A 24,812-nucleotide genomic window follows, 5' to 3' on the forward strand; every position below is an offset into this window, starting at 1 on the left:
CTCAAACTGGTTTAGCGCTTGTATTCAGTAAGTACGCCGTCTGGTCCAGCCCAGCGTCTTACGCCATCGGAACGGGTAATCCACTGATTGCGAGCAAGACCATATCCAGCATCAAAGTAATAGTCTTTACCATCAATAGTGTGTTCTCCAGTATAAGCAGGATGGCTTGGTTTTGCTGAATCAAAGTACCAAGTCTTGCCATTTGGCGTGGTATACCAACCAGAAGCAAATGCGCCACTTGACTGTGCCCAAGCCCAACCGCCTTCTGGGAGCTGTACCCAACTGTTAGCGGTCATACCAGCGGATTCGTCAATGTAGTAGGTTCCACTAGAAGTTTGGATGACACCAACAAGCATACGATGATAAGGGTCTTTTGGATCAAAGTAGAACCACTTGCCATTAGGCATATGCTTCCAACCTGATTGAAGCGCCCCACTCTCTCCAGCCCAAGACCAAGAACCATCAGCTCTATGAACCCATCCATTTTTCAGAAGACCATAGCCTGAATCAAAATAATAAGATTGACCGTTAATTTCAGTCTCACCAATTATTGCAGGATGCTGCGGATCTGATGGATCAAAATACCAAGTTTTGCCATTTGGTGTGGTGTACCAACCAGAAGCAAATGCACCGCTCGACTGTGCCCAAGCCCAACCGCCATTAGGGAGCTGCACCCAATCGTTAGCGGTCATTCCATCATTTACGTCAACGTAATAAGTTCCGCTAGAAATAGTGAAGACACCTTTCTTAAGCAAAGGAAATTCTCCATTTTCATCAAAATAGAACCACTTACCATTTGGCATGTGTTTCCAGCCAGAATAAACAGAGCCAACTGTTTCAATCCAAGCCCATTCACCATCATCCTCAATCCAACCATGGGTAACAAGGCCATTACTGTGATCAAAGAAATAATATTTACCATCAATATCTATTCCGCCCATTACTACTGTATTGTAATGTTCTGGGTCGGCATACCAAGTTTTGCCATCTGGAGTTTTAAACCAGCCAGAGATAGCAGCGCCATCTGGACCAGCCCAATACCAAGCTTCTACACCATGGCCCAAATTTACCCAAGAATTTCGTAAAAGTCCTGTCGAAGTATCAAAGAAGTACAGCTTTCCATCGACCGGAACTGATTTAGCAATAACCGGAACACCCGAACCAATTTCACTAGTTAAATACCAGGTTTTACCATTAGGAGCAGTAAACCATCCTTCAGTAAAACGACCATCAGCGCCTGCCCAGCTCCAACCCTTATCTGTTTTAACCCAATTGTTTTTTATCAAGCCGTTATCTTTATCTACGTAGTAGTAAGTGTAGTGATAATTAGGAGTATTTTTATTTTCGAGAATATAAAATAAGCCATATCTAGCGTGCGGTAGCCATGTCTCTGGCTCAAAATACCAGGTTTTGCCATCAGGTGTAGTATAGAAACCAGATGCTGCTGCACCTGTTTCATCTACATAGTATTGATGACTGTCATAAGTAATCCACTGACTTTTTAGAATAGTTCCATCTTCAGTATAAAAATATACCTTTCCATCAACTTTTTTCCACTTTGGATAATAGGATTTAGAAGTTGATTCAGGAGCACTTACTGTGGAAGTATCAGTAGTCTCTGCAAGAGCAGGAGTAGCGTGGAGTCCGCAAAGTAGAGCTGCACTCAACGAAGCAACTGCAATGAGCTTTTGCATTGAAGGCCTGCTGGACAAACATGTCTTCTTTTTCATGGGCATATCCTTTTTTGAAGGGATAACTTTCTATATAAATAATAGTTTGATATGTCTGTTATTGTTCCCGTAAATTAATCCTATACAAATTCTCTATCTTCTATGAAAAAATGCTCAACTAATGAGATAAAAAACGTTTAATAGCAGATATATCCATAAATAAATGCTGGAAAACAGCTTGATTACCTGTGGCTCTTCCGGTAGATGGTGTGAAAATCTCCATGAGTGGTTTCTCGCCACATAAGTTGTTGATTAAGGTTATTATATTTCATGTGGCTAAACGTCACGGTATCGCGCTCCACAGGCGCAGTTTTGCCCTGCGGGGCTAAGAAAGAAAGGCACGAAATGGCTCAGGGTACTGTAAAGTGGTTTAATCCAGACAAGGGTTACGGCTTCATCTCTCGTGAGGATGGCGACGATCTGTTCGTACACTTCTCCGAGATTCAGATGGACGGTTTCAAGACTCTCGATGAGGGTCAGCCTGTCGAGTTTGAGATTACCACCGGCCAGAACGGTAAGCTCCAGGCTTCTAGCGTCCACAAGATCTAGTACTTGCGAACACTACCATCAAAAGGAGACCTTCGGGTCTCCTTTTTTGTTACATCGCTATTTTTACAGTTACAGTTACCAAGAGCTTTAATACCAATGCTTGATGGTAAGGTCGGCAAGTTCAGAGAGTTTCTCGATATCTTGATGCTCATCATCACAATTAACAGCACAGGTGATAAGGCCAACAGAATTTCCTGTCTGAAGAGCCAGTGGAATGTCTTCAAACAGAATTGTTTTCTCGGCTGGAGTATTAAGGCGTTTAAGCACCTCAAGATACAGATGAGGCTCATCTTTTGCAGATCCAACATCTGCTGCAAACACCTGAGTATCAAACAGAGTGGATAGATGTAAACGAGGTTCAAGGAGAGCAAGAAGCTCCGGCTCGTTGACAGTTGCCAATGCAGTAGGGATGTCTTTTTCTTGTAACTTGCCAATAAAATCAACAACACCAGGTCTAAGCTGCACGGAGTTTACAAAGAAGCTTTTACTAAGCTCTTTCCACTCGGCAACAATTTCTTCTGGATCTTCCTTTAGCCCATAGGTGGCAATTGCCCATTCGGCTCCCTTTTCAAATCCAAGAGGGGAGAGAATCTTGCCAATTTCTGGTGTATAAGGAATTCCTCGCGACTCAAAAAACTCCTGGTCAACAAGCTTCCAAATATGATGCGTATGAGCAATAGTGCCATCAAAATCAAAGATTGCTGCTTCAAAATCTGTTGCAAGAATATCTTCAAGTGTCGAGAAAATCACAGAGTTCCAATCAAGTTGCGGTGAGCTTGTGTTTTTTATTGTTGACGTGCCAGTCTAGTGTAAACTTTTAGCAAGTATGAAGAGGAGTAAACCAATACTTTTCGGAGGACCGCATGAAACGCAGCTTATTTAATACTCGCGGTAAATTGCTTGCTGTTTTGTTCTTTGTTGTCACAGCATTGTTTACAACAACAGTTCAAAGCGCATATGCAACTACCTACACCACAATGGATGCCCAAGGAAACATTATCCAGAGTGAATCACTAAAAGATGCCGTAGCACTTGCTCGTGCAACTGGCAGACCTATTGCGCTTGACCCAGGTCACAGTGATGGCCTTGAAGGCAGAGATCCAGGTGCTACCTACTTTGGACTCAAAGAGGGAGATCTGGCTTGGGCAACTGCCATGTACGCCAAGAAGTATCTGGAAAAATGGGGTGTACAGGTTGTTGTTGTTCGTGGAGAACACGAGGATCCATCGATCAAGACGCGCGTACAGCGTGCTGTTGACGCAAACGCTTGTGCCATCATCTCGCTTCACTACAATGCCGGCCCTGCATCTGCAACGGGCTCAGAGGTACTTGTTCCTCATAAGGTAAGCTACAACTATGACCTTTATCTCTCCGGTCAAATTTTTGCCGGTAAGGTTAACTATTACCTCAGAAATAAAGTTGGTATTGTTACCCGCGGTGACGGCGCAACAGAACGTGGCTACAACGACCAATACGGAACAGACTATTACGAGAATGGCGATGAGTCTGATTATTACGGTATTGTCCGCTATGCTCGTCAAAAGGGAATTCTTGGCGTAATTATTGAGCATCAATTCATTTCTAATCCAGCACATGCTGCTGAGTTTAAAGACCTTGGCGATAATTCCAAGATTGACTACATTGGCTGGGCAGATGCATGGGCAATTTGGGAAATGTACAGTTCTGATACCTGGTGGAGCATGAGTAGTGTTTCAGTAGCTCAAAAGGATAACGATGTCACTTTAAAGCCAGTTCTTACTGGCGTAGTTACTGACGCAACATTTACTTACAGCTATGTTGGTCCAGATGGAACAAAGGTAACGGTTGCATCTAACACTACGGCAACTTCATCTACCTTTACACTTCCTGCTAGCGGCCGTTACACCCTGTATATCACAGCAAGATCTTCTGATGGTCAAGAAGTAACCCGCCAGACAAACTATGACGCTAAGATTAAAGAATCCTATGGCTGGCGCAGAGCTGCTGAAGGATGGATGTATTCTGATGACAACGGCACTGCTTATGTAAGCAGATGGCTTAAAGACGATGATGGCTGGCATTATTTTGATGCTAGGGGAATTGCTGTTTCTGGCTGGTTTACTACGCCAAATGGTAAAGTTTGGTACTTTGACGCAGCTGCAACTCATAACGCTGCCGCTCTTGGCCAGAGGACCATTTCAGGCAAGTCTTATTACTTTGATGAGACTAATGGAATGGCAAAGAATTCCTGGGTCCACCAGGCTGATGATTCTTGGTCTTGGGCGACAGGAGATGGCTCTCTGCACGCAGGTTGGAAGTACATGCCAAATGGCAAGTGGTTCTACTTTGATGCTAACAACAGCTATCACGCTACCTTTGGTCTTATGACTGACGGAAACAAGAAGTACTACATTGATCAGAATCGTGGTCTGATTTACGGCGGTTGGGTCAATCTTGCTAATGGAGATTGGATCTGGCTTAATGACGACGGTACTCTTTACTCTGGCTGGAAGTACATGTCTAACGGCAAGTGGTTCTACTTTGATGAGAATGCTGAGTATCCACTGATGAAGACTGGACTTGTTATCACAGCTAGCGGCTCATACTTCGTTGATGCCAATAGCGGCATGAAGGCTAATGACTGGGTAGAGATGCCTAATAATGTCTGGGCTTGGGCTCAATCTAATGGTGCTCTTGTTTCTGGTTGGTTTAATACACCAAATGGCAAGACATGGTACTTTGATCCAAATACAAAAGAGCACGGTGCTCTCTTTGGTCTTCAGGTAATTAACGGCTCATACTATTACTTTGACCAGAGTAATGGATTGTTGCGCTCTCAAAATGTCACTCTTCCTGATGGTCGTGTTGCTTACGCAGATGCAAATGGCGTTCTTAACATCAAGTCTGCAGATAACAACAACGGTGGTAATGGCGGAGATAACAGAGACGCTAACAACACTCCAGCTGATGACGGTTCTCCAATTGAGCCAACTCGTGGTAATTTCTCTGATCGCACTAGCGTTCTTGGAGCGCCTCTTGTCACGAAAGAGGATCTTCAGCGAGATTTCAACAAGCGCGTAGGTTCTGCTTATCCAGATGTCTATGCCGAGAAGGGTGCTGCAACAGGAACCGATTTTGTAAATCAGCTATGGCAGGCTGCAATTGATGAGGGAGTTCGTCCAGAACTTCTCTATGCACAGGTCATGATTGAGACGGGTAACCTCCGCTTTGGTGGCGATGTCCTCCCTGAGCAGTGTAACTTTGGTGGTCTTGGTGCAACCGGAAACGGTGAGCGCGGACTCTCGTTTGATACCGTTCTTAAGGGACTTCGTGCACAGGCACTACATCTTCGTGCATATGCAGGCTATGAGCCACTGACCGTTGACCCAAGCAAGGCTAGAGACGTTGACCCTCGCTATGGTGCTTGGATTCTTTCTAAGAAGGCTAATATTATCCGCAAGCTTGCTGGCACCTGGGCAATGGATAAGAACTATGCTGTCAAGCTTGTTCGCGTAATGAATGAGCTGTAAAAGCCACAGCACATTGTGCAAAAGGAGTTCCGAGAAATCGGAACTCCTTTTTTTATGCCAATTCTTTGTGAGTTTGAGTTGAGTTATCTTATCTATCAGGCTCTCCTTCAATGGAGTTGAGCATGTCAAAGTAGACGTCATCTTTCGTCATAATTCCTAGGTTCATCATGAAGTTCTTGGCCACACTGAAAAGCTCTGCGTCAAGCGAGGCGCGGGTACCATCTAAGAAAATAGTAGAGACCTCATCTGTTGGAGCAACAGGAATTTGATTTTCTATGAGCGTGGCGTAAATCTCATCATCGTTCATATCTTCGCAACTAAACTCAGGCTCACTTTGCGCGAGAATTGCTGTCTCGGTGCCAATAATAAATGTAGCTCCTGGTAAGAACTTCAAGGCAAACTGATAACAGGCTTGGGCGGCTTTCAGATGTCGCAAACGCCACTGGAAGAATGCCATGCGGTAATAGCCAAACCCAATACTCTCGGGGTCATGGGCAAGCAGCAGGAGCTTCTTGAGCTCATCTGCCGCTGCAGTAATGTCCAGCGACTCTTCAAGACAGTGGGAGAGGTGTAGCCTTGCACTCATGCTAAGAGGAGCAATCTCAACAGCCCTTCTCGCGTGCTGAAGAGCACTTTGAGTTTGCCCCTGGAGCGTCTGAGCAATAGATATCAGAAGATGTGCTTCAAAGTAAGACATAGGAGCTAGACGAGTGTTTTTCTCGGGATTAGAGAGAATTCTGTTGTAGAGCACTCGATCGACGTAGTTCATAAATACGCGCCACTGAGTAGTGCTTGAGTCCGTGTAGGTGTTATTGCCATCAACGGAGTCCAGCGCTTCACGTAGGAGCAGTTCTGCGTCTTGATAGTTTTTCTCGCTAATAAGACGCTGGGCCTTGGTGACCGCCAAGGAAAGAACGCCTCCGTCAACAAATTCTTCTGAAATAGCCTCAAAGTCATCTTCTGCAAGCGTGCCCTTAATAAAGCGAGAAACCACGCGTTCTCCTGCAGCTCGCACCGTAGGATCGGTGGAGTTTGCGGTATACGACAAGATAGTGCGGACGTTTTCTTCTGTAGAAGAAGAGAGGTTGCGCAAAATTTTGGTGATAATTTCTTCTCGCGCCTGACCTTCATCAATAGAAAGCCCCGACACTTCATCGGTGCCTAGTGCGTGAGCTGCGACGCTATCAAGGCGTTTTTGAGACGATTCAACAAAATCGTATCTACTGGGTGGACAGAAAATCTCATCATCTAAGGTAAAGAGTGGATGAACCGCATGAAGAATGCCATCTGCCTCGTCGATTTGCGCGTTCCAGAGCTGATAGACAGAAAGCGGATTAGTCTCTTCTGTAATGTTTGTATCTTCAAATTGCTTGCGAGTAATGTGGAACGAGAAAAGACAGGCATGCAGCTTGTTTGTATTGCATATGCCAGAGAGCCATACCTCGTTAATCCTCTTCGAGCTTCTAAAAGCACTTGCGGTGATGAGCATACCAAGGTGTAAGTTGTAAGCGGTTGCCGCACGGCTGAGGTCATCAAAGGTTGCCTCTTTGATGCTTCCATCTGAGCTAAGAAAGCTTCTTGGGAATTGCTCAGGAAGGGCCAGATGCACTCTAAAGGCAGCAATACCTTTGTGTACGTTGGTCCTAAACTCAGTGACAAGACGCTGAGATAGACGCAGGCTTTCAATGTGTAGAGAGATGGCTTTGCGGACAACCCACTCGCCGTCTTCTTGGGTGCTTTGAGTAGTGGCACAACGGGGGCGAGATTGCTTCATCATGGTAGAGACAATCTTTTGCTCAAAAGCAAGTAAGTCAAGTTCAGATGCCATATTTGCATCAAGAAAGTATCGCTCTGCAAAGAGGGCAGTGTTCAGTGCGCTTTCAATAGTAAGGAGCTGAATCTTCTGTTCATAGGAAAGTGCTTTTTGATTAGCGCGCAGATAAAAGAGGCCATTGGTACGCAGGCGCACCACGCGGCAGGGGATAGTAATGTCTTGCGCATCGAGAACACCAGCATCTTTTAGTCTTTGAGCCAGATGTAGTTCAAAGTCACTAGGCGGGATGGCAACAGATCCACCTTTTCGGTGAGAATCTTTTTCTCGCAAAAACGCCGTATTCACAAAATGTTTAAGCACTTCAAGGGGAGTAGCGGACTCCGTAAGCGCAAGAGAAAGCGCTTCAATATTGAGCTTTGTATGCCAACCAGTCTGATCAATAGAACCAACATGTTGATTATTTTGGGCAGCGTCTAGAGACTCATCAAGCAGAACGTCTGTATTGACGAGAGACGGATAGAGTTTTCCAAGCCTGTTTCTTCCAGGTTGCTTAGCTTCTGGATTATTTTCCTGACGAGTCATCATACACCTCCCAAGTTAGGCATACTGATTCATCTATAGTTAACTATATACCTTTGCTGGTGTACGACATTTCAGCTGTCAATAGTTAATTCGGCAGGCGAGAAGAAAATGTCATTGACTGGTTAGTTTTGCGCCATGAACGGTATACTCACATACGTAGATGATTGGATTGACATGGCAATAATGCAAAACGCAACTGATACAAATAAATCGCTGGTAGCTTCTGATGTAATTTCAGATCTGCAGAATCGTTCGCTTATTATTTTTGATTTTGATGGGACTATGGCAGACACGTTGCCCACCATTGTTTCTACCGCGAAGATGGCAATGACAGACTGCGGTCACACAGACTTTATAGAATCAGACCTTAAAAAGCTTGTAGGACCACCGTTTCCTTATGCGTTTGAGCTGGTCTTTGGACTCAGCCATGAGGACGCTGCTGCGGTTACTAAGCGTTACCGAGAGCTTTATGTAACTACAGGAAAATGGCCACTCTTTGAGGGAATGAGAGACCTCATTGATGACCTTCATGCCGCCGGTAAAAAGGTTGCGGTAGCAAGCTCAAAGAATCAGCCCATGCTAGAGATGGGCCTTAGGGACAACAACCTTATTGGTGTTCTTGATACCTATGCTGGAAGAATAGATGAGGCAGCAACTGATAAAATCACTGCTATTGCTTACGTTATGCGCCAGCTTGGCTTTGAAGCTTCTGAAAGCGTCATGATTGGCGACCGTCGTTTTGATATGGAAGCAGCATTCCCAAATAAGATTCCGTGCATTGGCGTTCTGTATGGCAAAACTACCAATAAACAGGAGCTTATTGATGCGGGAGCGGTTGCAATTGTAGATACCGTAGAAGATCTACACCACGTTCTTCTCGCCTAAGAATCGTTACATACACAAAAAACGCCTTGTCACTAAGATGACAAGGCGTTTTGCGTTTTACGTGTCAGACGTTACTCAAGCTCAAAGGCGCCTGTGTAGAGCTGGTAGTACGTTCCTCGCTTGGCGAGAAGTTCATCGTGCGTGCCGCGCTCAATAATGCGACCGTGGTCAAGTACGACAATAACATCTGCGTTTCTAACCGTAGAAAGACGGTGAGCAATAACAAAGGTGGTGCGGTCGTACATCAGAGCGTCCATACCACGCTGGACAATTGCTTCAGTACGTGTGTCAATGCTGGAGGTAGCCTCGTCCAGAATCATGACTGGTGGATCTGCGACTGCTGCGCGAGCAATGGAGATGAGCTGGCGCTGTCCTTGGGAGAGGGCGCTACCGTTGTCCTTAAGCATAGTGTGGTAACCCTCTGGAAGACGTTTGATAAAGTCATCGGCACCAGCAAGTTTTGCGGCCTTTACGCAGTCCTCATCAGTAGCATCAAGACGCCCGTAGCGGATGTTATCCAAGACGGTACCTGTAAAGAGGTTGACGTCTTGCAGAACAATACCGAGAGCACGACGAAGAGCGCTCTTCCTAATCTTGTTAATGTTGATGCCATCGTAACGAATTTTGCCGTCTTCGATGTCGTAGAAGCGGTTGAGCAGGTTAGTAATGGTTGTTTTACCAGCGCCTGTTGCACCAACAAAGGCAACCTTCTGACCAGGTTTTGCATAAAGAGAAATATCATGCAGTACGGTGTGGCCAGGCTCGTAGCCAAAGTCAACATCAAAGAGGCGAACGTCTCCCTTAACAGGGGTGTAAGTAACCGTGCCGTCACTGTGTGGATACTTCCAAGCCCAGTAACCGGTGCGGTACTCAGCTTCCTGAACTTTACCGTCAATGGTTTCTGCGTTGACTAAAGTAACGTAACCTTCTTCAGTCTCTGCTGGTTCATTAAGTAGCTCAAAAACTCGATTAGCACCAGCGATACCCATAACAACAGAGTTAATCTGACTAGAAATCTGGTTGATCTGGGCGGAGAACTGACGTGTCATGTTGAGGAAGGGGACAGCTACAGCAATGGTGAAAGGCAGTCCAGACAAAGAAACGTTTTGAATGTTCAGAGTAATAAACACACCAGAAACTACAGCAACTACAACGTACATAATGTTGCCCAGATTGTTAAGGATAGGCATAAGCGTGTTGGCATAAAGGTTTGCATTTCTTGCAACAACCATCAGTTCATCGTTGATTTTGTCAAATGATTCAATAGTTTCTGCCTCATGACTAAAGACCTTAACGACCTTCTCGCCATTCATCATTTCCTGAATGTGTCCCTCTACATCTGCGGTGGTTTTCTGAGTCTTAACAAAGTTCTTTGCGGACTTACCACCAAGGTTTTTAGTAGCAAGGCCCATCAAAGAGAAGCCAAACAGAACAACCATGGCCATAAGTGCGCTGTAGTAAAACATGATGAATATAACTGCGATGATAACCACAGAGGTAAAGAGGAGGTTTGGAAGACTGGTACCAATCATCTGGCGCATTGCGTCAATATCATTGGTGTAATAGCTCATGATGTCGCCATTGAGGTGTGTATCAAAGTACCTAATAGGCAAGTCCTGCATGTGCGAAAACATCTTTGAACGCCATTTTTGCAGAGCTCCCTGGGTGACAATAGCCATACCCTGGGTAGAGATGATATTCGCAAGAAGTCCAATGACGTAGAAGGTGGCGAGAAGAGCCACGTTCTGGAAGACTAAGCCTTCAGCAGAACTCCAGTATCAATAAAGTTAGAGATGATAGAGAGAATTCGCTCCAAGAAGACACTTGGGAGTGACTGCATAATTGCTTGGATAACAGCACCAAGGAGTGCTACGGGGAGAAGGACAGGATAGAACTCCCAGAGCATTTTAATGGTTCGAGTAAGAATTTTTCCCACGGGAAGCTTTGGTCTTGTGTTATTTGTTTCTGTTGCCCTACTCATGAGAAGTCACCTCACCTTCCTGAGACTGATTTTCATCAACACTTTGCTTGTTCTGTGAGAAGTACACTTCGCGGTAGATTGGGTTATCTTTCAGGAGTTCTTCGTGCGTACCAATTGCGTTAACGCGACCGTTATCAAGAACAATAATCTTGTCAGATTCTTCGATACTGGAAGTACGCTGAGCAATGATGATCTTGGTGGTATCAGGCAAGAAATCTTTAAGACCAGAGCGAATTAAAGAATCTGTCTTTGTATCAACAGCACTGGTAGAGTCATCAAGAATAAGTACTTTTGGGCGCCTAAGCAGTGCGCGCGCAATACAGAGTCGCTGCTTCTGACCACCAGAAACGTTGTTGCCACCCTGCTCAATATGAGTCTCATATTTATCAGGGAAGGTTTGAACAAAGCTATCAGCCTGAGCAAGACGAGCTGCCTCAAGAATCTCTTCATCGGTAGCGTCAGGGTTACCCCACAGGAGATTCTCTTTGATGGTGCCGCTAAAGAGAACGTTTTTCTGAAGAACCATGGCAACAGCACCACGAAGAGTGTCAATGTCATAGTCTTTGACATTGTGTCCACCAACAGAAACGCTACCAGCGGTTACATCGTATAGTCGAGGAATGAGCTGCACCAGCGTGGACTTTGCAGAACCGGTACCACCGATGATACCGATGACCTCACCAGAGTTGATGTGAAGATCTACACCAGACAGGGCTTCTCGACCCTCTGGACCGGAATAGGAGAATCCAACGTTCTCAAAATCAATGGATCCGTCTGTAACCTCGGTCAGAGGATTTTCTGGGTTGTTAATAGTGGAAGTTGCAAGAAGTACCTCACAGATGCGGCGAGCACCTTCTTCCGCAATGATGATCATGGCAAAGACAAAGGAAAGCATCATGAGTGACATAAGCATCATAAAGCCATACGTAATAAGCGAAGAAAGCTGTCCAACGCCAAATGCAGTTCCCTGAGAAGAAACAATCAGATACGAGCCAAAGTACAGAATGAAGACAAACAGCACGTAAATAGTGAAGTTCATAAATGGAGAGTTCAGAGCCATGAGCCTCTCGGCTGCTGTAAAATCTTCGCGCAGCTCTTCTGAAGCCTTATCAAATTTCTGACGCTCAAAATTTTCATTTACAAATGACTTAACAACACGGATACCAGCCAAGTTTTCTTCAGCGGATTCATTGAGTGCGTCGTACCTCTTAAATACCTTTTTAAAAATAGGAATGACTCTAGAAATAATGAAGTAGAGACCAATTCCTAGAAGAGGCATGACGGCAACAAAAATAATGGCAAGCCAGCCACCCATGATAAAGCCAGCAATAAACGCTGCAATAAACATAAATGGAGCACGAACGGCCATGCGGATGAGCATCATAAATGCCATCTGTACGTTAGAAATATCCGTAGTAAGGCGTGTTACTAACGATGACGAAGAGAATGCATCAATAGTGGTAAACGAGAAATTTTGGATATTACGGAACATATCACGGCGAAGATTGCGCGCAAAGCCTGTGGAAGCTTTGGCAACAGAAATACCGGATAGTGTTCCAAACAGCAGCGACAGCATTGCCATAGCAGCAAGAACAGCTCCAGACTGAATGACAACGTTTAGTTCTGCCCCCGTGCGAAGCGTATCAACAAGATTAGCTGTTCTAAAAGGAATGAGGATTTCTAAGATGGTCTCAATTAACACAAAGAGAGGAGTGAGGATAGTGTCTCTTTTGAACTCACCGATACTCTTTGAAAGCACTAAAGCAATCTCTTTAATGGAAAGATTGCTGACATCTACAATACCTGTCAGAGCAGAGGGAACCATAGCAGTTTCTGCTTCAGTTGATTCAATTATGTTTTCAAGTTCTTCAGTTGAAGTTACTTCTTCTGACATGCTGTTTCTCCCTTCTCGTCTCTGTTAATTGTGTCCCAATGTTCAACTAAACGATCTAGATATGCGCAGAATGTAACTTTTTCTTCAACAGAAAGAATAGACAATGCGCGCGCTTCAAATGACTCAATAGCCTCTTGAGCTTCTTTTGCTTGTTTTCGACCTTCTTTTGTCAAAGAAAGAAGTGTCTGCCTGCGATCTTTGTCTACACGAGCACGTTCAACAAGACCTTTTGCTTCAAGTTTGCTCACCATTTCTGAAAGTGATGCAGATGCATTCTTAGTTTTGGCGAGAAGATCTTTTTGGGTCATTTCTCCATCACGATATAGTGTGGTCAAAATAAACTGCTGACCACCACGACATCCACGCGTGATGTAAAGATAATGGCCTAGGTGGCCAAGATTGCGAATGATGCGCATCTCTTGAGTAGGTGAGGTTGATGCCTGATGCATGAGTACCTCCCGTAACAGAAATAATTCTTGCTAGGTATTTTACTCAAAATTTCTGAGATAGCAAGGTACTTAACAATTAAGTACCTAAGTTTTATTTTCTTGAAACAAAAGCAGGTAAATCAGGTTAGAGTTCTAGCTCTGTTTTTAAAAGTAGGAAAGATTTGCAAAAATTCTTCTCACCACTGCACCCGGAGATACCTTGGGAACATTGTGAGGACATCCTGGAATGAAGAGAAGTCGTGCGGTTGGAATTGCTTCAGCAATTCGACGGGTTTCTTCTGGATAAATCTCGTCGTACTCACCAGCCATGACAACAACAGGAACAGAGATATGTCCCAGGGTTGCAGGATCAATATGTGGATTGTCTACCATGAGCTCAAGATGCTCTGCAATACGAGCGGCTTCTGCAGGTGAAGGAACAGGGTAGCCGTCTTCTAGAACGGCGCCTTCCCAGCCTTGAGCCGCCCAACGTTTATTACCCTGGATGCTTTCATAGAGCCAAGTCATATCACCTAGCGTATCAGGCTCAAGATTTGCGCCAATAGACACGAGAGAGGCAACAATATCTGAATAATCGCGTGCTAAAAGAAGACCTAGGATGGCGCCATCAGAAAAGCCCACAATATGAGCAGATGTAACGCCAAGCTGCTTCAGGACAACGTATGCATCTTCTGCCATCTGCTCGTAGGTAAAGGCAGCTGTTCCTCGGGTACTTTGTCCCTGATCTCTGGAGTCTATACCTATTGCGTTGTAGCCACGTTTGCATACTTCATCAATGATGGTTCCAAAGATACCGTGTTCCTCGCCGTTTCCATGGAGAAAAACAATAGGAGTAGCAACTGTATCGTCGGTAACAGACTTCAAATAAGCCGCAGTTGAAGCAAGGTCTTCACAGGGTTTCTCGCCAGCAGAGGTGTGGGGAGTGTAGACAAACGTTGCAATCTCCGCACCGTCATCAAGCAACACCTGAAGATGGCTCTTCAGGTGTGCTGTTGGCTTGTTATAGGGTTTTGGACGATAGACGGGTGGAAACTCGACCACGTGTGCTCCTAGCTGCGTGTTTTAATTCTTCTGGCTTGGATGTGCTTTGAAGAAGTCAAAGCGAGGAGGAAGCTCTTCAAGCTGGTGCTCTTCCGCGCTCTGACCAAGCTTTGCTGCAAGCTCCTTTGGACCCATAAAGGCGTTCTCCCAGGAGAAGAACTCCTCATGTGGGAAGTTGAGGGCATCTGCGATGCGCTCGCAGCCTTCTGGAACAGCTGGGTGCATGAGCAGCGTGATGGTCTTAAGTGCATAGAATGCGTCTGCAAGTGCCTGGTCGTAAGCCTCGTCACTGCCCTGAGCAGCCTTGGAAGCCTCGCCCCAACGCTTGTTTTCTGCACGAGCGTACTCATCAACAGCGGCAAGCGCGGAATGTGCGTCAAAGCCGTATGCAAGCTGCTCGTACTTAAGCAGTACCTCTTGAGCGGCATCAATGACTTCCTGGTGAGGCTCGCTGACAGGGAGGTGACCACCACAAGCATTGGCGGCACCATACAGACAGCTACGAGCCATGCGGTTAAAGATGTTAGTGAGGAATGCGGACTCCTTGAGCGCTGGATCAACAACGCGAGGGTCATCTTTTACCAGAAGATCCGGCTCGCCGTCCTTGCCCTTCCTGGAAACGGAGGTGTCAAAAGCCTTAGGCGAGAAGGACACGGCGCGCTGATCAAGGCCAAGCGAGAGCCAGTGAGCACGGAGCTGCTCTGGAGTGTAGAACTCAAGGAGCTCTTCAGCCATTGGAGGCTTGATAGCACCAGAGCTGGAAGCCTTCTTGTTCATAAAGAGAATGTGGTAGTTAGCAACGGGAGTATCGGTGATAAGACCCCAATCAAGTGCATCCCACAGTGGGTTCTGGACAATGCAGTAGAAGAAGATGTTGTCTTGACCAATGAACTGGTACACAGCAGCATCGTCACTGCACCACCAATCGCGCCACTCGTCAGAAGAGTAGCGGCTACCGCCATTGTTGGCGTCTTCAGAAAGAGCAGCACGGGTGAAGGTAATAGGAGCCCAGAGAGACTCAGTCCAAACCCAGATGGTAAGGTCTTTGAGATCTTCAATGTCTGGAGACTTAAGGCCCCAAGAAATGTTGCCCGTCATACGGTAAGGCAGGAGCGTCTTGCTTGTTCTAAAGCGAATTCCTGCCTCTTTGAGTTTCTCGCGGGCTTCATCTCTGTCCTGCCAGTTCTCAAAGACAACAGAGAAAGAAGATGCATTGCCTTCTGGCTCGATAACGCTATGAGCTGGGAGGGAAGAGGCAACGCCGTCAAAGTCTTGGCGGTAGGAATTTTGTATGTAGATAATAGGCTCGGTCAGAGTCTCTTGAACGGTAGAGGTAACAACTGAGCGAATCTGTGGGTTGTTCTTCCACTTCTCTACAAGATTGTTTAGGAACTCTTTGTATTGTGGCAGGTCAAAGTACCAGCTTGGTGCAGGTCGAAGCTCTGGTGTGGTGCCGGTGAGCTGTGAAACAGGAGCAATGAGCTCTTCTGGGTTGAACTGATGGCCCAGGTCGCATTCTTCTGCATAAGCTTTCTCTGACTTACAACCCTTGATAGGGCAGCGTCCATTGACCTGGCGACCATTAAGGAATGTTTGAGCCTCGGTATCATAGAACTGCTTGGTTGAGAGCTTGGAGAGCTTGCCGCGCTCATAGAGGCGGTGCATGATGCTGTCAGCCATCTCTTCGTGGATCTTTGCAGCGGGTTCTAGCGCGGAACCGCCGTAGAAATCAAGCGAGATATTGTAGGCGTTAAGAGCGCTTTTCTGCAGGTTGTGATTATGATTAACGTAATCAAGAATGGTGCCCTCGTAGCCCTCTTCTTCAACTTTTTTGCGATAGCCCTCTGCAATAGGAGAGCCATAGCAGTCAGTTCCCGAGATAAACAAAACGTTTTTCTGGCCAATACGATCTCTTAAGAAACGAGCAAAGAAATCTGCTGGGACAAAGACGCCCGCAATATGTCCGAAGTGGAGATTTTTATTACCGTAGGGCATACCACCGGTAATGACAGCGCGCTTAGGAAAATGAGGGCGGTTGTTCATGTCGTAGCTTTCGGCCATGGATACCTCGCAGTTGGAATTAGTAGATTACGCAAATTATCTTCTTATTCTAATCTTTTTTGATTCACTACACGAATAGATTCAGAAGTCGATACTATAGTGAGTAGAAATCATGTAAGGAGAGTTTGTGGGAAGAAAAAAGCCAAAGACAAGCCTTGAGTTTGTTCTAAAGGATCCACCAAAGTCTGTGGTGACGCCCTTCCTTGTGGCTGACCTTGCACTTTTGCTTATGTTTGTGTGTCATATTCCTTTGATGGTTATGGGAGAGCTCCCACCCAATGACATCCTTCCAGCCGTGTTGGGTCTTCTAGGAAGCATGTTGGCAGGCGGCTTGATCCTCGTGTGGATTACCCGCGTCAATAAGCGAGATTTTAGGTCTTTGGGTCTTCGAGTAAGCTCCTGGCCAGGATTTATGCGCGGAGTTACCTTTGGTTTTTTGATGGTGCTGTTTACCTTTGGTTCTATCATGCTCATTGAAGGCTTTGATTTTAATTTCAACGCTTCCTATAACGTTTTTGCTGCTCTCTTCTTACTTGTGGCAACCCTTATTGAGTCCGCAGCAGAAGAAATCTTGTTTAGAGGCTATCTACAAACTGGTGTTGCGGCTAAGAGTTCTTTCCCTGTAGCGCTTGTGCTTCAAGCAGTGCTTTTTACCGCAACGTATGGACTAACGCCTAACATCTCTATTGCCGCAGCAATCTCAGTCTTTTTGATGGGAATTCTTTATGGCTTGGTGTTTTGGCTTACCGATAATCTGCTCATGACCATTGCTATGCACTTTATCTGGAACTTTGTAACCGGCCCTATTCTGGGCATCTCGGTTACTACTACGCTTCTTCCTACCACGCTCTTAACAGCGTATCCTGCAGCATCTGAGTTTATCTCGGGTGGCGCCTACGGTATTGAAGCAAGCGTTGTTACCATTTTTGTATGCCTTGCTGCCTGCGCTATAGTAGGTTGGAAATGTTATAAGGCACAAGGCGAGAAGAACTAATGGCTTCAAACATGCTTCAGTCAATTGAGACTCTTTCAGTAGAGCCGGGAACACCGCTGCTGCTCCATGCATGCTGTGGGCCATGCTCACTTGAACCTTTAAAACATCTGAGGGAAGAGGGCTTTGAACCAACCATCTGCTGGACTAATCCTAATATTCAGCCAGTTGAAGAGCACGATAGGCGTCTGCAGACATTACTTACGTGGGCTCAAGAAGAGGCTCATGTTGAGGTGATTGTGGCAGGAGATCCGCGAGAGCAGTGGGAGCGAGCTGTGGCCCCTCAGGGATTTGAGCGAGATCGTCGCTGTCGTGCTTGTTACGCAATCCGCTTGGCAGAGAGTTGTCGTGTGGCGGCCGAGCGTGGGTTTGAATACGTTTCTACAACACTGGCTGTCTCGCCCTATCAGCTCTTTGATGCGTGCGAGGATGAGCTGGTGTCCATTGCGCATGCTCATGGACTGACGCCTGTATGGAGAGATTTCCGTCCGTATTACCCAGAGGCTACAAAAGAGTCTCGTGAGCTTGGTATGTATCGACAAAATTATTGCGGTTGCAGATATTCTGCAGCCGAGGCTCAGATAGAGCGTCATGAAGCTCGTGACGCAAGAAAGGCAGCACGTCATGCGAACTGACGATTTTGATTACAACCTTCCAGAAGAGCGTATTGCACAAGCTCCTGCTGAGCCAAGAGACTCTTGTAGGCTTTTGGTGCTGCATAGAGAAGATGGGCGCATAGAGCATAAGCACTTCACTGATATTGTGGAGTATCTTGAGCCGGGCGATTTGGTTGTAGTTAATCAGACGCGCGTTATGCCAGCTCGCCTTGTAGGTAAAAAGCAAAATACGGGCGGCGTCTCAGAAACGCTGCTTTTAAAACGTCGAGAAGACATTGATGCTTTGGGTAGTGTATGGGAGTGTCTGGTAAACCCTGGTAAGCGCCTTAAGCCTGGTGCAGTAATTGAATACCGTGCAGGTGGCTTGCATGCTCCTGACTCAGCTCCTGTTGTGTTGACGGGCACCATTGTGGATTTTGTTGACGACAACAGGGGAGGTCGTCTGGTGCGTTTTGAAGCACAGGGAGACCGTACTCTTGACGAGGCTATTCATGAGGCAGGACACGTTCCGCTGCCCCCGTATATTACGCAGTACGAGGGAGACCCAGAGAAGTACCAGACGGTCTATGCTATGCAGGACGAGCATTCTGCTGCAGCTCCTACCGCGGGTCTTCACTTTACTCCTGAGCTCATTGAAACCATCAAAGCAAAGGGTGTCCAGTGGGCATCTGTTGAGTTAGAGGTGGGTATTGATACCTTCAGGTTGGTAACAGAGGACGATCCTACTAAGCACGTCATTCATACCGAGCGCTACCACGTAGCTCCAGAAGTTGTAGAAGCAGTAAAGGCTACCAAAGCCGCTGGTCATAAGGTTATTGCCATTGGTACTACCAGTGTTCGCTCGCTTGAAAGTGCTTGGGATAATCAGATTCCTGCAGCTGAGCCTCCTGTTGTTGCTCGCCGCTTTGAGGAGGCAGAAGACTCTGCTGCAGTGACTCATAAAGGCGATATGGTTGCTCGAGAGAATGCAACTACTAATCTGTACCTGATGCCAGGCTCTACGTTCCACGTGGTAGACACCATGGTGACTAACTTCCACGTTCCACGTTCAACTTTGATGATGCTTGTTTCTGCCTTTGCAACGCGCGAGCAGATTATGGACGCCTATCAAAGTGCCATTGACGAGAAGTACCGCTTCTTGTCATTTGGTGATGCCATGATCATCATTTAGCGAGTTTGGTTACGTGACCATGACCCTTACGTTTAACTTGAGAGTTTATATGTAGAAAAAGTGCCCACAGTATTGTGAGCACTTTTTTCATACGATGATTTGTCTGGGCAAAGACTAAATTACCAGTTAAAAATCAGCCAAACAAAAGACGCAAGAATCGCTATCATGCCAAGAACAACAATGATGAAGCCAATGCGCTGACCACGAGTTGTCTCTCGAAGGATTTTCTCGCCAGTAATAAGCTCTTTAAGGGTGAGCTGCTTGGTATTGATGTTAATTACCTGCTCGTCAACAGACTTTCTAAGCTCCTCAGTAATTTCTGGTGTTGCATGAATTTCTTTAGCGTCATCAATGACTGACTGTGCTTCATCATGTTTATCTGCTGCTTCGTTAAAGAGCTCCTTGGCTGTCTTAATTTTCTCTTCAAGATCCTCTATATCTTTGCTCAGAATCCTCTGACGAGCATTAGCCTCAGCTACTACGGCGTCATATTCTTGCTGTTTCTGCTCATAATCTTTGCGAGCCGCATCAATAGAAGACTCTGAAGACTCCAACGATTTGCCCTGGGTCCAGTAATGCGTTTGTGCCATCTCAAGTGAAGACTGGAAAGAGTTCTGTAGTTCCTCAACTTGCTTTTGGGCCTGCTCTGCACGAGCAAGCTCTGACTTTAGGTCTTCCTCAATACGAACAATTGCATCGTGGTTAGCAGCAGGGTCTGTCTTAAGACCAGCAAGCTCCTCTCTTAGAGAAAGCTGTCTTGCCTGGGAGTTTTCCAGTGCTTTATTTGCAGACGCTACTGCAGCATCGCGTTTCTCGGTAACTTCTTTGAGCTGAGCCTCAGCATTTTTAACACCACGCTGCGCCTCAGAGATAGTCTTTGAGATGTCGTCAAGCCTGCCTTTTGCTGTGGCAGCAACTTCTTTGTAAGGCTTAATCTTTGCTTCGTCGTCAACTTTTTGCTGTTCAAGCTTCTGAATAAGCTGGTTTTTCTTAACCGTGAGAAGATCCACTTGCGTAGATTGATCACTCATGACCTGAGCGGTCTCTGCAAAAATTTTCTCTTGCTCAGCAATTATTTGATCAAACGAACTCTGCACGTAGTCTCTGTGCTCTAAGTTTTGCTTGTCTTGAGCAAGGTGTTCTTGCATCTGCTTAAGCTCTTGCTTTGCAGAGTTTGTCTCTTTGGCAGCGTTGTGGACTTCTTTGGTAGCCTGGAAACCTTCTGCAACAGCGGTTGTGGCGCTCTCAAACGCACTGCTTACGCCCTTTGCTACAACCTGAGTAGTGTCTTTGGCAATCTTTTGAATGTCCTGGGACTTGCTGACTTCAGGTGTGTTCTCAGACTCATTCTGTTCATCAGAAGTTGTTGTTTGAGTATCTATTGTGTCCAAATCCTCGGTTTTAGAGTTTTGGATATCGTTTTCAGCCATGGTGAACCTCCTATAAGAGTTCCGACTTTTTATTTTTACCCTGTTTTTGAGCAAATCATAGTCTAATTTGGTTCTTTCTGGAAATAAGATTGGATATAATACGTTATGTTTTGTTACGATAGTAACGATTAATCGAGAATAACTCTCGAGTAGATTTTTGGTTTCCGGAAGGGGAGTCCACTTATGGTTTCAAAGCAGACTACTATCATCAATGCAACTGGTCTTCACGCTCGTCCAGCATCCGTCTTTGTTTCTGAGGCAAAGAAGTTTGAGAGCAACGTCACCATCAAGAATGTTGACAAGGACTCCGCACCAGTTAACGCTAAGTCCATCATGATGATTCTTGCTGCTGGCCTTGGTACTGGCACCAAGATTGAGATTGCATGCGACGGCGCTGACGAGCAGGCAGCTCTTGACGCTCTTGTTGCTCTTGTTGACAGCGGCTTCGGCGAGTAAGCTAACGGCTTACATACTGTGCATGTTAAGCCCGGCTTTTGCCGGGCTTTTTTCAAAGAGAGGTTAGTATGACATTTGTTGCAACATGGCTTGTAACTACTGTTGCTACGTTGGTGGCCTGCACCTTAATTCCAGGTCTAACTATTGTGGGAGGCTCGTGGGCAGGTCCTATTCTGTTCTCATTAGTACTCGCAGCAGTCAATACGGGCATTAAGCCTGTTGTTAAGCTACTCTCATTGCCTATTAATGTGCTAACCCTAGGTATTTTCTCGCTCTTTATTAATGCCTTTATGCTTGAGCTTTCAAGTTTTATTTCTAGGAATTTGCTGCATGCGGGCGTTGCTATTGATTCTTTAGGCACCGCTATCCTGGGATCAATAGTTATCTCAATTGTCTCTTCAATTGTGATTAGCCTTACTGGTCTGAAGAAGGAGAACCTTTCGTAAGTTCCTTCTGGGCTTTATCCAGTTTGGCAAAGCTTTCTGAGATAGCAGAAGTAATCTGAGAGATCTGCGATGACTCGGTAATGTTTTCAATCAAAGATGTTGCTGATGCATTGACAAGCGAACTAAGGAGGTCAAAGAAGACTTCTTTGGTTTGCTTTTCTGTTTTAGTGAGTGCTGCAACAACAGGCTGTAAGTTTGCGGGCGAGCTAATAATGTCGCTGAAATAGACTGCTCCGCCTGCCGAGAGAGCGTCAAAGAGCTCATTAGTAAAGTGCTCACGATCAGAGAGCGGGAGTTCTTTATACCAGTTGCTAAACGCCTCGTTAATCTTTTTACATTCCAGCTGGAAGTCGTCAGCAAACTCAAAGGTATTGCGAGAGACTTGCCATGAAACGCCGTCGTGAGCCATCATACCTGTCTCGGAGCTTTTTACGATGAGCTTTGGAACAGCAGGATCATCAAAAATCATGCCAACTACACTAAACTCAGGCAAAATTCTGATGTATTTATCTCCAAGCACCTTATGGGCTGTGGTGGGAAGAATTTCTGGACACATGTTAGGACCGTCGTTACTCCAGACGCGATCAATTGTGCCAAGCAGCTCGTCAGGGCAGACTGTTGCTGCGTATGCCGCAAGATTGCCACCCTTAGAGTGACCGCCAACCATAACGTTTGCGCAGGTAGTGCTATTGCCATCTGCAAGGTGTTCTCGAATACGTTTCTCAAGGTATAGTGCTGCTGATTTATCAGCGGAAGTAACCTGGAAGCTAAGGTTAAGGTTTTCTCGCCAGCCAACGAGCGTGCCGTCAGTTCCTCTAAAAGAAACAAACATCTGTCCCGTAGGCAGATAGGCGGTAAACGCTGCAAACTGCAGGCTTTTCTCGACATTAATGCGGTCTACATAGCGACCAAGTTCAATGTTGGCAAAGCGGGGAGCGTTAACCAGTGCCTCAAGGAAGGTTCCATCAACGCGAGAAAATCCCGTGATAAGAGATGGGTCATCTTTAAGCTTTTCCAGCATTTTGGCGCAGGCATCACCAAGCTGAACGCGTTTCTCGCTACGCTCAGAAGGCACGACGCCGCCAAATCCCAGATATGAAAGGATTGAGAGAATCAGGTTATCGACGTTGTTAAAAGGGTCATTCTCAAACGTCAGATCGCCGCGCCAGTGTAGATAGTCAACGACATTTGCCATGATGCCTCTTTCCTGTTGGTACTTTTCGTATACTAAGCATAGATGAAGATTGATTGATTTGGGGAGAAGCCCGTGGAAAAAGCTACAGTTTCTTCAAAAGCAATTGCTACCAAGAAGCGCTTTGTTTTTGCAGATGTTCTTACCATTTTGGCAGGTATTGCTGTTGTTATGCTGCATACCTCGCTTAACGTTTTTTCTCTTGCGCACACTAAAACGTGGGCCTTCTCTTTAGCTTTGCAAGCTGCGTTTATTTACGCGGTTCCTATCTTTTTTATGCTGAGCGGTATGAATCTGCTTGGGTATAGAAGCAAATATTCCACTAAAACATTCTTTATGAAGCGTGCGAGAAAGACGCTGATGGCGCTCATTTTTGGCAGCGTAACAGTGTATTTGATGTACGTGCTTTTTCCTACAAAGTTTTGGGGTGCCGAAGAGGTTGCCGCAAGTGCTGGTGTTGTTGATTTTGTAAAGCGCTTTCTAACCAATAACGTTAACAGCACTCTTTGGTTCATCTATACCATTTTGTATCTATATCTTTTGACGCCTGTGCTTTCTTTGGTAGTTCAAAAGAAAGAAACCCTGCTCTATGTTATGGCACTTACGCTCTTTGTGAGCTTTGGTTTGCCTCTTCTTGAGTTTCTTGGTGTTCGTGGTGTTTACTTTGATCAGCTGTTTAGATGGGCTGCGTTTAACAGCGATGGCCTTTTCTACTATCTGCTGGGATATTACGTTAAGACGTATTACGATGAGCTTCCAATATTTACTAAAAACAATTTAGTACTTGCTGTAATTTTCTTACTTTCGTCTGCGGCTATGTTTGGCTGGGGACTTATTGCTAACAACTTTGGAACCCCATTGACTCCAGAAATGACGTATCAGAGTTATCCAGTTGCTATTAAAAACTTCCTTTGTGTAGTACAAGCGGCATCTTTGTTCCTGTTTGTGCTGAATCTTGAGCCAAGGCTGCAGGAGCTTTCCGATGGTGCCAAGAAATGCATCAGCACGGTATCTGCTGGTGTTTTAGGAGTCTATCTGTTCCAGATTCCTGTTATTAATTTCTTGGGACTAAGACTTGGTCGATTCCCATACAGCTTGCTTGGGAATGCTTTTGTACGAGGCATCTTTGTCTTTGTAGTCACAATTGTTGTAGTTATGGCGTTCCAGTGGCTGATGGGACAGGTCAAACAGAAATTTTCTGCTAAATAGCTTTTACTATGTCATCAGAGAAATTGAGTTGATATTAGAAATAATTTTAATATCATATAAAATATAGTTTATATAAACTGAAGGAGTACAGAGATGAGCTCTTTTACGTTTTTTAAACATAAAGATTTTTCTGTTAGCGCACCCGAAAATGCAATAAAAGTGCCACAGTATCATGCGTTCAATTCCACTAGAATACTGGGCTTTTGTTTGCTTAGTTTAATCTGTGGACTGCCTTTTCCTATGATCTTAATTACAGGTGATGATGTTTATTGCAATGTACCATTGGTGTCGTTTGTGATGTGCATTTTTGTTGCTTGTGTTTTTGATAAGGCTTATCGCATTCTTAATGATGGGACAGTTCAAAAGATAATTAAAAGCCTATGCTTATGCTTTGTTATTTGGTTGTTCTCAGCTCTATTTATTTACTGCTTAGCGTACATAGATTTGGGTTTAGACGGAAAAATTGTCAATACAGGTATAGGTCTTTTTGTATTTATCTGTCTTAGTCGGATTGTGATTCGTTAACAAATAAGCCTGCATAAAAATTTGAACTGCCTCCCATTTCGTATGTCCAAGAAATGGGAGGCGGTTCATATGCGGGTGATTATGATTCTGCAGCGTGTTAGCGTCGGCTTTTAGGCCTGGCGCACAAAATAGCGCAGCTTTGGTAGGTTCTGCCGAAGAATCGACATGTTCTTAATCAAGATAGCTAGGCAGTTAGGCGGTCGTACTACCCGATATGCATCTCTATGCATAAACTTCATCTAATATGCTAGAAAATGAATATACTAATATAAGAAATTTAACTATCGATAAATTCTGTATCTACGGAACACACCTAAGTC

Annotated in this window: 19 protein-coding genes and 1 pseudogene; 10 read left to right on the plus strand and 10 right to left on the minus strand. The window is 45.4% G+C overall.

Translation table 11 applies throughout. The features are described 5' to 3' along the window. Positions 1-11: 11 nt before the first annotated feature. Entirely contained in the window at positions 12-1,730 is a 1,719-nt protein-coding gene (locus ACO5GU_RS06975) for a hypothetical protein (protein WP_484930571.1), read from the minus strand. A gap of 345 nt (positions 1,731-2,075) precedes the next feature. Here ACO5GU_RS06975 and ACO5GU_RS06980 point away from each other — a divergent pair, with 345 nt between their 5' ends. Continuing rightward, the gene (locus ACO5GU_RS06980) at positions 2,076-2,279 is read left to right on the plus strand and encodes a cold-shock protein (RefSeq protein ID WP_012808976.1); all 204 of its coding nucleotides are present in this window, start codon (positions 2,076-2,078) and stop codon (positions 2,277-2,279) included. An 87-nt stretch (positions 2,280-2,366) separates the two neighbouring features. Here the strand turns inward: ACO5GU_RS06980 and ACO5GU_RS06985 are convergent, their stop codons facing one another. After that, a complete protein-coding gene (locus ACO5GU_RS06985) occupies positions 2,367-3,029 on the minus strand; it encodes an HAD family hydrolase (RefSeq protein WP_484809950.1) in 663 nt (220 codons plus the stop codon). 113 nt (positions 3,030-3,142) lie between these two features. On the opposite strand from ACO5GU_RS06985, the gene ACO5GU_RS06990 reads away from it, so the two are divergent. After that, positions 3,143-5,788, plus strand: a complete 2,646-nt coding sequence (locus ACO5GU_RS06990) for an N-acetylmuramoyl-L-alanine amidase (RefSeq protein ID WP_484930573.1) — start codon at positions 3,143-3,145, stop codon at positions 5,786-5,788. 88 nt (positions 5,789-5,876) lie between these two features. On the opposite strand, the gene ACO5GU_RS06995 is transcribed toward ACO5GU_RS06990, so the two are convergent. Beyond that, positions 5,877-8,147, minus strand: coding sequence for a tetratricopeptide repeat protein (locus ACO5GU_RS06995; RefSeq protein ID WP_484930575.1), 2,271 nt, complete (start codon positions 8,145-8,147; stop codon positions 5,877-5,879). 171 nt (positions 8,148-8,318) lie between these two features. Here ACO5GU_RS06995 and ACO5GU_RS07000 point away from each other — a divergent pair, with 171 nt between their 5' ends. Beyond that, a complete protein-coding gene (locus tag ACO5GU_RS07000; protein ID WP_484824749.1) occupies positions 8,319-9,029 on the plus strand; it encodes an HAD family hydrolase in 711 nt (236 codons plus the stop codon). Between the two features lie 71 nt (positions 9,030-9,100). On the opposite strand, the pseudogene ACO5GU_RS07005 reads toward ACO5GU_RS07000, so the two are convergent. The 5 genes and pseudogenes from ACO5GU_RS07005 to ACO5GU_RS07025 all read right to left on the minus strand — a co-directional run bounded on the left by ACO5GU_RS07005 (position 9,101) and on the right by ACO5GU_RS07025 (position 16,455). Beyond that, a pseudogene (locus ACO5GU_RS07005) lies at positions 9,101-11,010 on the minus strand (ABC transporter ATP-binding protein). Beyond that, entirely contained in the window at positions 11,003-12,904 is a 1,902-nt protein-coding gene (locus ACO5GU_RS07010; protein WP_484930577.1) for an ABC transporter ATP-binding protein, read from the minus strand. Before ACO5GU_RS07010 ends, ACO5GU_RS07005 begins: the two are co-directional and overlap by 8 nt. Further along, entirely contained in the window at positions 12,889-13,353 is a 465-nt protein-coding gene (locus ACO5GU_RS07015; RefSeq protein ID WP_484930578.1) for a MarR family winged helix-turn-helix transcriptional regulator, read from the minus strand. Before ACO5GU_RS07015 ends, ACO5GU_RS07010 begins: the two co-directional genes overlap by 16 nt. A 144-nt stretch (positions 13,354-13,497) precedes the next feature. Then, positions 13,498-14,394, minus strand: coding sequence for an alpha/beta fold hydrolase (locus tag ACO5GU_RS07020; RefSeq protein WP_484930579.1), 897 nt, complete (start codon positions 14,392-14,394; stop codon positions 13,498-13,500). 21 nt (positions 14,395-14,415) lie between these two features. Then, positions 14,416-16,455: a class I tRNA ligase family protein gene (locus tag ACO5GU_RS07025; protein ID WP_484845527.1), complete on the minus strand. Its 2,040-nt coding sequence runs from the start codon at positions 16,453-16,455 to the stop codon at positions 14,416-14,418. Between the two features lie 127 nt (positions 16,456-16,582). On the opposite strand from ACO5GU_RS07025, the gene ACO5GU_RS07030 reads away from it, so the two are divergent. From ACO5GU_RS07030 to queA, 3 genes are read left to right on the plus strand one after another with little or no spacing between them, the layout of a single operon-like run. After that, entirely contained in the window at positions 16,583-17,449 is an 867-nt protein-coding gene (locus ACO5GU_RS07030; protein WP_484885588.1) for a CPBP family intramembrane glutamic endopeptidase, read from the plus strand. Further along, positions 17,449-18,081 carry an epoxyqueuosine reductase QueH gene (locus tag ACO5GU_RS07035; protein ID WP_232215568.1) on the plus strand — a complete coding sequence of 211 codons (633 nt, stop codon included), beginning with the start codon at positions 17,449-17,451 and terminating at the stop codon, positions 18,079-18,081. The genes ACO5GU_RS07030 and ACO5GU_RS07035 overlap by 1 nt, the downstream gene beginning before the upstream one ends. Beyond that, positions 18,071-19,234, plus strand: a complete 1,164-nt coding sequence (gene queA / locus ACO5GU_RS07040; protein WP_314018596.1) for a tRNA preQ1(34) S-adenosylmethionine ribosyltransferase-isomerase QueA — start codon at positions 18,071-18,073, stop codon at positions 19,232-19,234. The genes ACO5GU_RS07035 and queA overlap by 11 nt, the downstream gene beginning before the upstream one ends. Before the next feature lie 119 nt (positions 19,235-19,353). On the opposite strand, the gene ACO5GU_RS07045 is transcribed toward queA, so the two are convergent. Further along, entirely contained in the window at positions 19,354-20,664 is a 1,311-nt protein-coding gene (locus ACO5GU_RS07045) for a hypothetical protein (protein WP_484891295.1), read from the minus strand. A gap of 183 nt (positions 20,665-20,847) precedes the next feature. Here ACO5GU_RS07045 and ACO5GU_RS07050 point away from each other — a divergent pair, with 183 nt between their 5' ends. Together ACO5GU_RS07050 and ACO5GU_RS07055 are read left to right on the plus strand one after the other, a co-directional pair. After that, complete coding sequence (locus tag ACO5GU_RS07050; protein ID WP_035427753.1) at positions 20,848-21,120, plus strand: HPr family phosphocarrier protein; 273 nt, start codon at positions 20,848-20,850, stop codon at positions 21,118-21,120. Between the two features lie 68 nt (positions 21,121-21,188). Continuing rightward, on the plus strand, positions 21,189-21,566 hold the full coding sequence (locus tag ACO5GU_RS07055) for a phage holin family protein (RefSeq protein ID WP_035427752.1): 378 nt from the start codon (positions 21,189-21,191) through the stop codon (positions 21,564-21,566). Here the strand turns inward: ACO5GU_RS07055 and ACO5GU_RS07060 are convergent. Then, entirely contained in the window at positions 21,535-22,761 is a 1,227-nt protein-coding gene (locus ACO5GU_RS07060) for an Mbeg1-like protein (RefSeq protein WP_484813941.1), read from the minus strand. The genes ACO5GU_RS07055 and ACO5GU_RS07060 overlap by 32 nt on opposite strands. 72 nt (positions 22,762-22,833) lie before the next feature. Between ACO5GU_RS07060 and ACO5GU_RS07065 the strand changes: the two genes are divergently transcribed. Together ACO5GU_RS07065 and ACO5GU_RS07070 are read left to right on the plus strand one after the other, a co-directional pair. Further along, the gene (locus ACO5GU_RS07065; protein ID WP_484930580.1) at positions 22,834-23,967 is read left to right on the plus strand and encodes an acyltransferase; all 1,134 of its coding nucleotides are present in this window, start codon (positions 22,834-22,836) and stop codon (positions 23,965-23,967) included. 93 nt (positions 23,968-24,060) lie between these two features. After that, positions 24,061-24,492: a hypothetical protein gene (locus tag ACO5GU_RS07070; RefSeq protein WP_484853695.1), complete on the plus strand. Its 432-nt coding sequence runs from the start codon at positions 24,061-24,063 to the stop codon at positions 24,490-24,492. Positions 24,493-24,812 lie beyond the last annotated feature (320 nt).

The sequence above is a fragment of the Lancefieldella sp. genome (assembly GCF_057237245.1).